At 70.5% G+C, this 8,763-nt stretch carries 3 protein-coding genes; 1 reads left to right on the top strand and 2 read right to left on the bottom strand.

The window, feature by feature from the left end; all coding sequences use genetic code 11:
* Positions 1 to 330, bottom strand: a 330-nt coding sequence (locus tag ACGF5C_RS22510; RefSeq protein WP_393304470.1) for a hypothetical protein, incomplete at its 3' end; no start/stop codon positions are given.
* Between the two features lie 207 nt (positions 331 to 537).
* On the opposite strand from ACGF5C_RS22510, the gene ACGF5C_RS22505 reads away from it, so the two are divergent.
* Positions 538 to 7,092, top strand: coding sequence for a hypothetical protein (locus ACGF5C_RS22505; RefSeq protein ID WP_393304468.1), 6,555 nt, complete (start codon positions 538 to 540; stop codon positions 7,090 to 7,092).
* A gap of 209 nt (positions 7,093 to 7,301) precedes the next feature.
* Here ACGF5C_RS22505 and ACGF5C_RS22500 read toward each other — a convergent pair whose 3' ends face one another.
* Positions 7,302 to 8,411, bottom strand: a complete 1,110-nt coding sequence (locus ACGF5C_RS22500) for a uroporphyrinogen-III synthase (RefSeq protein WP_393304466.1) — start codon at positions 8,409 to 8,411, stop codon at positions 7,302 to 7,304.
* Positions 8,412 to 8,763 lie beyond the last annotated feature (352 nt).

The raw sequence follows: 8,763 nt of genomic DNA, 5'->3' as shown, positions 1-8,763 counted from the left end.
GTGGAGACCAACCGGGCTGTGGAGACCAACCGGGCTGTGGGGGCTGGGGGTGAGCCGCGGGTCGAGGTGGTGTTCGATCCGGTGCCCCACAGGGATGTCCGGACGCGGGTGCGGCTCAGCGGCCGTGAAGGTAGTGCTCTGCAGGAGAGCGAGGATGTGTGGATCAGTGCTGATGAGTCGGCGGGTCGGCACACGCAGGACCGTTGGTATGAGGGTCTTCCTCCTGACTGGTATGGGCATGAGCTCAAGCATTACGCTGGGATTCCGCACCCTGATTCGCCCAATGCTTCCCTGAAGAGGACCAGGCCGGTCGGTGATGCTCGTCTCCACGCGCCTGGGTTCACGGACTGGGAGATCAGCGAGTTTCTGGCGGTGAAGGAGTCGTTCGTGGCTCCCACGTTGGCGCGGCCGGTTGGGTCGTCCGGGTCAGAGCCGTCCGGCTCGGAGTCGGAGTCTGAGTCTGAGTCTTTGGACCTGTCGCCCGGTTCGTTGCCTGGTCGGCCGGCGGCGATGGAATGGGGCCCCCAAGCCGGCTCCGTGGATGGCCCGGTCGACGCCGTGGATCTGGCCGGTGTGGACGGGGGTAGCGGCCCCGCGTCACCCGCGACGGGCAGCAGCATTGACGGCAAGGGCGGCGACGTGGAGGCGACGCCGGTCGGGAACCCGCCGGAGGTCGAACGGCTGACCCGGGAACTGGCCAGCATCCGGGACACGACCGCTGCCGTCGAGAGTGACCTCGCCGCAGCGCGGAGCGAGCTGTCCACCGCTCGGGAGGCCCTGGCGCGCCAGGTCGACGCCCGCGCGGCCGTGCCACCGGCGCGCGTGACGCAGACCCCGACCAGCGCCGATGAGACCCCGACCAACGGCGGTGAGACGCCTGCCAGCGGTAATGCCGCGCAAGCGGTGGAGCGTGCGGCGTGGGAGCGGCTCACCAGGGCCCAGGACCGGGTCGCTGAGCTGGAACGGCAGCGCGGAACAGTGGAACGGCGCGGGCACCAGTTGCTGGGGCGGGCCGTGCGGGTGGCTGACCGGAGGCGACAGGCGCTGGAGCAGGACGCCGCCACCCGGGAGGCGGACTGGCGGACGGCGGTACAGCAGTGGACGGACGGCCTACAGGGGTTGCGGGCCGGCGGGGCAGCGGCGGCGGACCGCGCGGCGGAGCGGATCCGGCAGCGGGACGCGGCGCGGGAGGCTGCCGAGCAGCTCGCGGCCCAGCGGGCCGATGAGCGGGAGGTGGCCCGGCAGGAGGCAGCTACCCGGGCGGCGCAGCGCCTGGTGGCGAGCCAGGAGGTACGCGAGCGGGCGGCGGCACGCGAACAGGCCCGGAGAGACGAGCAGGAGCGGTGGGACACGTGGCAGGGCGTACAGCGGGCGCTGGCGGTCCGGAAGGCAGTACGCGATGCCGCGCAGGCAGAGGCCGACCGGCAGGAGCAACGGCGCCAGGAGCAGGAGGCGCAGGCCGCGGCGGATGAGGCGCAGCGACAGCTGGCGGACCAGGACCCCGGGCAGCAGCACCTGGCGGCGGAGCGGGAGCAGCAACGGCGCGCGGCCGCCGCGGCAGCGCAATGGCGCGCCCGGGAGCGCGAGCTGGCCGCGGAGGCGGCGAAGGTCCGGCAGGACGAGCAGCGCGCCGACGACCAGTTGGCCGAGCAGGCGCAGCGGCGGTGGGAGGAGGGCCGGCAGGAAGCCGAACTGGCGGAGGCCGAACGGGTACGGGCGGACGAGGACGCGCGGCGGCAGGAGGACGAGCGGCAGCGGGCCGACCTGCGGGCGGTCGAGGAGGAACGCGAGCGCGTCGAGGCGGAGCGGCGGGACGCCGACAACGCGGAGCGGCAGGCGGAGACGTGGCGTCAGGCCGAGCTGGCGGACGCGGTCGACGCGGCGGCGCGTACGGCGGAACGGACCCGGTTGGAGCGGAACGTCGCACGCTCCCAGGGGCGGCTCGACCGCGCCCGGAATGCGGCGTCCGATGCGCGTACGGTCTGGGAGCGTGCGGTCGAGGAGCGGGATCAGGCCAACGCAACTGGGGCGGCGGCCAAGGGGAAGGCCAGGGAGCCCGAGCCGGCAACGCCGTGGTACTTCGCCGACGGTGCCCTCGGTGAGCTGACCGTCTCGGCGGTGCGGCACCTGACGCCGCAGCAGGTGACGGAGACCGTTGCGCAGTTGATGGACGACCTGCCGTCAGGGTGGTCGACCGGGGCAGCCGACGACATCGAGATGGGCACGACCGACCGGCTGGACCTGGGCACCGCCACCCAGGAGGCGGCCATCCGCGCGCGGGTGTCGGCGGCGCTGCACACGCTACTGACGGCACCGGACCAGCGGGACCCCCGTGCCGTCGAGGAACACCGTGAGCGCTGGGAGCAGGCGTTGTTCTCCGGAGAGACGCTCAGTGCGGGCGGCCGGCTGGTGTGGATCCGTCCCGTGCCGCACGATCCGCGACCGGCACCCGCCGGGAATGCCGGGGGCCCGCGGGTGTTCGGAGTCTCCTTCGGTTCGACCAAGGTCGGCAACGGCACGTCCGTGTCCAGCGGACGGAAGTCCGACGGTGGACTGGAGGAAACCTTCGACATCTCGACCGGGCGAGCGTCCAGGTTGATCGCGGGCATCCCCACGCTGTCGATCAAGGGCGATCGCCAACACGCGATGTCCCAGGAGACCCGGGTCATCTGGGGCCGGAAGATGTTCGTGACCGCCTCGACGTCGTTCACCAGCGGGGTGTCGTTCCAGGTCTTCGTGAACGGCGTCGAGTGGGGACGGCCGTCGGTGCCGGCCGAGAACGGCCTCCTCGACATCTCCCTGCCGACCCTGTACGCCAACGGCAGCGCCGCGCCGAACCGGGCAGCCCAGCTCGCGCCGTCGCCACCCGAGCCGCCGACGCGGTCGACGCCGCAGGCCCGCGACGTGCTCAACGCGATCGACCTGACCCCACTCGTGACCGGCTGGCACCAGGTATTGGCGGCCGCCCTGCCGGCCGACACCGCGGCTGGCGTCGCCGCGAAGGTCACCCGCCAACTGCTCAACGAGCGGACGACCCGCAACCGTAGCCGGTGGATGCTGTCGAACGGGGACATGACGGACACGATCGACGAGCGGCTCACGATCGGCAGGTTCCGCGGCTACGTCGCCACGACCGCGGTCATGCGGGAGTTGCAGCTGGTGGAGATCACCGAGGGCGTCACGGTACGGGACGACCTCGGGGTGATCGCGACCTCCGGGGAGGAGGTGTCGGGTACGAGCGGCACCGGCCTCGCGGCGGACGCGGCGCTTCTCGGACTGACCCACGCGGCGACCGACCCGAGTGGCCGGGAGGAGGCCGCCGACAAGACGACCGGTGCCTTCTCGTTCGGTTTCGGCGGCGAGTCCGAACGCGAGTCCGCGCTGGAGGTGGGCGGCAAGGTCCTGAACCACACGGTGCTGAACCGCAAGGAAGACCAGGCTCGTTACCGGGTGGTGTTCGACGTCACGTTGACCACGTATGGCGATTCCTCGGTGATACCGGTGACCCGGCAGGTGGTCGGGGAACTGGGCGTGCCGTTGAGCGAGGCGCAGCAGTTCGAGCGCAGCGTCTTCGGGACGGTCTTCACCCCTGAATTCGGTGGGCCGGGTACCGGGCGGCCGCGGGCGCTGATCACGCCGGCTGTCGCGGCCCCCCCACCGGCTCCGGCACCGGCAGGCGACATCGGCAACTGGTTGTCGCCGCCGCTGCCCTGGGCGCCGCAGGCGCGGCATTCCTACGTGCCTCCCGCTGGCCCGGCCCCCCGGGAGCCGCTGGCGCTGGCCATGCGGCGCGGCCAGGGGCTGGGGATCGCGGCGAACATGCCCGGGGCAGAACAGGTCGCCGACCTGGTGCAGTCGGTGCTGCGACAGAAGTCGGGGCGCGCCGATATCGGCGCCGTGGCGCGCCGCACCATCCTGGCGAAGGTGGGTCGGGCCGCGATGGAGGCCGATCCGACGCGGACGCAGGCCGGAAAGAAGTTCACCGTGCGGGTCGGCCGCGAGCGGTACCAGGTCATGGTGACCGAGCACCGGAGGGAACTGCTGGACAGTCCGGAATACCCGATGACGGTCAATGCCCGCGCGTTGACCGGAGCCACCACGTCGGGTTCCCGGTCGACCGAGGGCAGCCTCAGCGGCCGGTGGGGTGGCCGGGTGTCGAATCCGGCGGGCAGCACCCAGCAGTCCGACCAGAACGAGCAGGCGCCGGAGAACGGGACGGAACACCAGGGGAGGGTGTTCTTCCCGAGGCTCGGCGTCACGGCGGAGCACGCACGAGCAAGCGAGCACGAGCTCAGCCAGGTGGTACAGGAGTACCGCCGGACCGAGACCGTCGGAGACGTCGTCGACCATCGCTACCGCACGGTGTTCGAGGTTATGATCCGCGAGCAGACAGACAGCGGCTGGGGACCCCGCGAGACCTGGTTGATCGGTGCTGAAAGCGGCGGCGAGGTGGCGACCCACATCGCGGTACCGGTCGAGCATGTGCCGCGTGATCCGCGCACCGGCGAGGAGCGGGCCATTACGCCGGCGCAGCTCGACGGCGCGGGCGTTACCCGCCCGAACCCGCGACCCGAGGCCGCGTGGGCACCGGCTGACCAACCGCCGCACCTGCCGTTGGACGTCCAGGGCAGCGCCGGGTTGTATGCGGCCTTCCGGCACGTACCCGAGCTGCCAGCCACCGCGGCGCGGCTGTACCAGCAGTTGAACGGCCTCTCCGACGAGTGGTTCAACGAGCCGATGAACTGGCCCGACGCGATCTTCGATCTCGGCGCCAGCACGGAACTGGCCGGTGGGTTCCCGGAGGCGGTCGAGGAGCACGGGTGGGAGCTGCAACTGCCCGGCCACGACGGGTACCAGCAGGTCATCCGGGTCCGGGAGCGGTTCTTCGCGGCGGGTCTGGAATACCAGTACAGCAGCGACGGCATCGACAGCGCGAACGGTGTCGAACTCGAGCAGTACCGGCAGTCGGCGATCAGTCACGCCGCCGGGACGAGCAACGAGCTCAGCTTCGGCGGCAAGGCCGGTGTCGGGGGCCAGTATCTCAACCACGCAACGACCGCGAAGAAGGGCGACTCGGACAGCGGCGACTCGGACAAGGCCCACGAGCGCGGCCGTGTCGGCGGCGGCCTGTACGTCGAGGGTGGGGTTTCGTTCGGCGGCTCGGACGGCAAGGACTACGGCGCCATCGACATCACCCGGGCCACCTACAACGACGTCGTCCACGCCTACCACGGCCGGGTGGTCTTCGAGGTCACCGCCCTGCGCACCAAGGACGGCGAGACCACGGCCACCGCTCCCGTCTATCTGGACGTCGACGACGCGGTGGATCTCCTGGCGACCGATCGTGCGGCCGAGGATCTGGGGCTGGACCGTCCCCGGACACCGGCGCCGGACTCGGCGTCATCGCGCGAGATCATCGACCCTGAGCTGTTGCCCGCCGTGGGGCACCCCGAGCGGTTGCGGGCCAACGCCGTGCTGGACACGATCCTGCAACGGCTGCGCCAGCGTGGCCTGTTCGCCTCCGGCGAGGGTATCCCCGACCACCTGCGGCGCGCGCTGGTGAAGCGATTCTCCTCCCGCAACCTGGAGCCGCAGTACCTTCCGCTGTCCGGCCAGGGCGTGTACGGCTGGTTCCCGGTGCCCACGCCTTACCACACCACGCAATACCTGTGGGTGCGGGTCAGCGCCACCCCGTCCGCCGCGCCGTCCAGCGACCGCCCGCGAGAGCAGGTCAGCCTCACCCTGCGTGGCGAGACGCACGACGCCCAGTCCAACACGGACACCTCCGGATGGTCGTGGGGTGGGGAGGTCACCTTCTCCGGCCGTGGCGCGTGGAACGATCAGGGCAGGGTCCTCGGCGGGCATGGTGACTACGGGCATGAGAGCTCGGAGTCCAGTGAACGCGGCATGCAGTCCGAGTCCAAGGACATCTTCCGGACCGGACCCAAGAAGTCGCATGAGTTCGAGTACCCGTTGGACTTCACCATCGCGATGACGCTGACCACGGAGCTGCCCCAAGCGGTCACGTTCATGCTTGATTCAGCGCGCAACGTGCTGTTCGGTGGCGCCTGGCTCGCCGGCCTCTGGCAGCCGAACCTGGAACGGTCGGTCCGCGACCTCTGGCACAACCTCCCCGGGATCGGCTGGCAGGAGCAGATTCAGGTCACTGGGGACGTCCGGCTCATCGTGCCGCGATACCTGACCCGGCCGACGGCCGAACAGCCGGGGAGTTGGCAGGGGCTGGGCCCGGCTCCGGCTCCGGCCCTGACCGGCGCCGGCCGGCCGGTACCTCGATGGGTGGAGTCCGGCCCCACCCCGCCTCGGTTGAACAACGACCTGAACAACGACCTGATCAATGACCGCAACGTCCATCCGTGGCGGCTGAACCGGGCGGCCCGGGAATTCGAACGCTGGGCGGCGCTGACCACCCAACCGCCGCGGCTGCGTCAGGGCTTGGACCTGAGCACCGACGGCGCCTGGAGAGTGCCTGGCGTGCACGATGGCAGCGATTCCGACCGCTTGATGGCGCACCACGCGTCCGAGATGATGCTGCGATCTCGCCTCGAGCCGCTGCTCGAACATCGCTACCAGGTTCCGGGCATCGGCATCACTCTCGGGCTGGACATCCGGCGGGCGGAGATCTATGTCGACAAGGATGGCCGACCGCTGGCCTTCGAGCAGAAGGCCCGGCGATACCAGCAGAACGAGGCGGGCCCGATCAACAAGGGCGACTCGTCCTCGGGCTGGGAGTTCTCGTTCGGCCCGCAGGGTGGCGCTCCCGCCGGCAGCATCAAGAAGCTCGGCTGGAACGGCGACGGCCTCGGTGTCGATCGCGAGGACGGCGAAGCCCACGCGGCCGAGATGAGCGAGGTCAACGAGCGCAACGTGGAGGCGAAGCGGACGTTCCATCAGTACCGCTACGACGTCACTGCGGTCATCTACGGTCCACACGGGACGCTGCTCGTGGACGTGGAGGGGGGCCTCTACGTCATGCGCGAGCAGGCGCCGACGGTTCCGGTGACCACCATCCCGTCGACCCGGCCGGTCGAAGCGGATCTCTTGGCGGATGCGGCCGGTGCGGCACGCGGTTAGTGGTAGTTGCCGGGTGACCTGTCACAGGCGGAGGTGCTGAGTCGGTTCCCGTGGCTGCGTGCTGGACCAGCACCTCGCACAGGCCGTGCCGGTTTCGTTTCTCCGGGGGAACTGCCCGGCGACATCATCGCCAGGCGGCGGCGTGCATGGCGGCCAACAGGTTCCGGGGTCCGTTGTGGTCCCGGTCGTGGATGCTGCCTCGTCGGCGGTCAGGCCGCCAACCGGTAACCACGCTTCATCACGGTCTGGATCAGGTCGACGCCGTGCAGCGGGGTGTCGTCGAAGGCTCGCCGCAACCGCGACACCGCCATCTCGACGGCGTGGTCGTCGACGTCTGCCCAGCTCGGCGCGGCTGCCCGGATCTCGGCTGGCGACAGCACCCGGCCGGGACGACGGGCCAGCGCCCGTAGCACCGAGATCGGGCCGGGCTGGACCGGAATCACCTGGTGGCCGATCACCATCGCCTGGCTTCGGATCTCCACCCGGTGGCCCTGCACGTCGAGTTGGAGCGACCGTCCCGGGAGCTGGTTCGCCAGGACCTTGACCAGGTCCGGCAGGGCGGGACTGTTCGCCACGTACGCGCTGAGGCCGAAGGCCCGCAGTGGCTCCGCCGCCAGGTGACCCAGACAGGCGGGCACGATGTCGGCGGTCAGCGCGTTGAGCACCTCGCCGAGTACGCCGTCGGCCTCGGCCTGGCGCAGCAGGTTCTCGGTGGCGGTCGCCCCGGTCAGCGCGACGGCGTCGACCTGCCGCCGGATGATGACCCCGCACAGCCGGCGCAGGATGTCGACCCGCAGCGGCGGGAGGAACCGGTTGGTGACGACCTCGACCACGGTCGCCCCGTTGCGGCGTAGGGCCTCGCAGTACTCCCGGTGTGGCTCCGACTCGATCTGCGCCACCACCCGGCGGCCGATCATCGGCTGGGCGAGGAGGTAGCGGAACAGATCCTCGGTGGTCGTTGAGGCGGTTGCCCATATCTGGCTCAGGCCGAGATCCCGCAGCGTGTCGGCGGCGTGCCCGTCGCGGGCCAGCAGGCGGGCGTGCGTCAGCCGGTCGATGAGCGCGTCGAGATAGCCGGTCTGCTGGACCACGCGCAGCCAGGCCCGCAGGCCCAGGCCCGACGACACGATGACCTCGTGCACCGGTCCCGTGACGCAGGAGCGGGTGGCGACGGCAACGGCCTCCGCCACCGGTTGGGCCACCGAGCGGACCGCCTGTACGTTGATCGTCCGTGCCGAGGTGGCCTCCAGCAGGGTGGCGAGGTCGTGTCGACGACGCTCCGACAGGACGGCGACCGTGTACCCCGCCAGGTCCTCCACACTGTCCTCCTGTCACGCCGGTCGACCTCAACAGGTGCACGGATCCGGACGGCGGTTGGCTCACTTCGATGCGACTTTTTCGTCGGGAAGAAGTGTCGCGTTAACAGGGCAGACATAGCAGCGGTGGCCAATCTCAACACCGTGACGGTTCGTTCACCGACCCGGTGCTACCGGAATTTGGGACGGCGCGCCGATCCGGACGGTGTTTTACCAGTTCAGAGTGGACTGTCGAAAAGTTACCGACGGGTCGGGGCCGGATCCGACAAGTTGATCTTGTGAGGTGTTCGTCGGTCCCGTCACGTAGCACCCAGTTGACTTCCGGGAAACGCGGTGGTGTTGAAGACTCGGCGCA

This window comes from Micromonospora sp. NPDC047620, assembly GCF_043205005.1.
Classification (GTDB): domain Bacteria; phylum Actinomycetota; class Actinomycetes; order Mycobacteriales; family Micromonosporaceae; genus Micromonospora.
This window is presented reverse-complemented; position numbering and strand designations above follow the sequence as displayed.